Raw genomic sequence first — 1558 nt, forward strand, 5'->3', positions numbered from 1 at the left:
AGAATAAGATCAGCTTTCTTATATTTTAAATCTTTAATATTTTGTTTAAGTTGAGCCTTATCGCTGTTTGCATCGAGAACCGTGAATCGCACATCAACGTGTTGTGATAAATAGTCCATAAAACCTTGCTCTGCATCAGTTACTCCACGCCATAATAAAAGGACAACGTGTTTTTCATCACTTTTGGCAAAGGTGAAGGGAGTCATTAAAATAAAGGTGATAACGAAAACTAAAAATCTCATGATTGAACCCCTAATTTCTGTTTATCGGATTCTAGAAATAATGAAAAGAACAGAATTAGACTGAATGAACTCACGAGTAATGAAACCCCAAATATAAGGATGGTATTATCGTAACCAAAAATGCTCAAACATACGCCTGCTAGCATAGGCCCTGCAATATTACCGATGCGCTCGGTGAGCCTGAAGATACCGATAATTTTCCCTTTTTCAATTCCTTGGCCGGAGAGTAGTTCGATGACCAGTGGTATTTGAGGCGAAACACAAATGCCATGCGCAATGCCGATAATGATGACGATCAGTAACACTCCCAATGTACCTTGGAAGAAGTAGAAGTTGAGTAATGCAAGAGAAGAAAGTAGCCCACCGATAAAAATGAAAGCCATTTTGTTTTTGAGTTTGTCGACTAGAATTGCGCTCAACGGTGAAATGACGATGATTGCAAGACCGTAAGCCATAATTACTCGGCCAGAAACAGAGCTACTTTCGCCCAAGAATTGTAGATAAACCGGGCAAATATAGTAAAGGAAACCAGTAAGTACGATCTTCGCTGGTATCGCACTGAATATCGTGATTAATGCAAAATATTTGTTACTTAACAGTTGTTTGAAATCTTTTAAATTGAGAGGTTTACTTGAGTTAATTGTGCTTGATTTCTCAAAAAACACATAGACAAGTAAGACACTGAGCGTTGCGATCAATCCAGCGAGCATAAACGTCTCTGAGTATCCAAGCTTCTCCGCAAGGATCCCACCAATCGCGGCTCCACATAGAGAGCCAGAGAAAAATGATGACAAGAAAGTCGCCATTCCTTTAGTACGATTAGAATCGTTGGTGGTATCTGACACATAACCCTGTGCGGAAATAAAAACGATACCATAACCAACCGCCGTGAATGCACGCGCTACTAATAAGAATTCGAGGGATTGAACGAAAGCAGTAGCGATTAACCCTATGCTCGTGATCAGCCCTCCTGTCATCAACGAATGTCTTCTGCCTACTTTGTCTGACCAGTATCCCGCAAATGGTAGTGAGATCGCCCAACACAACATGAACAGTGAAATTGGTAGACTAGTCACTAGGTTGTCAGGAATCCAACCCGTTATGTTGTCCAGTGAAGACACGAACCTAGGAAAAAAGGCTAGTGAAGACGCTTCCGAGAGGACCAATAAAAATAGTGGTAAGCGAATGAATCGAAAGTCTTGTTTATCAATATCTTGTGAAGGCTGAGCAGGCTTTAGCTTAATAATTGCTTGGTTAGCTAGATGAAGCAATTTGCCAAACTCGTCGCGAGAAGAAGTTTTTGCCAAGTGATTGAC

The 1558-nt window shown here is 40.6% G+C and carries 1 protein-coding gene and 1 pseudogene; both read right to left on the bottom strand.

Annotation, left to right across the window (positions count from 1 at the left end; genetic code table 11):
• Positions 1–242: pseudogene (locus AB4496_RS26060) on the bottom strand (ABC transporter substrate-binding protein); the annotation flags it as partial.
• Positions 239–1558: MFS transporter (locus AB4496_RS26065; RefSeq protein ID WP_372132780.1), on the bottom strand; the 1320-nt coding region annotated here is incomplete at its 5' end. The gene AB4496_RS26065 and the pseudogene AB4496_RS26060, both read right to left, overlap by 4 nt.

Source organism: Vibrio sp. 10N.222.46.A1, from assembly GCF_041473595.1.
Taxonomy (GTDB): Bacteria; Pseudomonadota; Gammaproteobacteria; order Enterobacterales; family Vibrionaceae; genus Vibrio; species Vibrio tasmaniensis_A.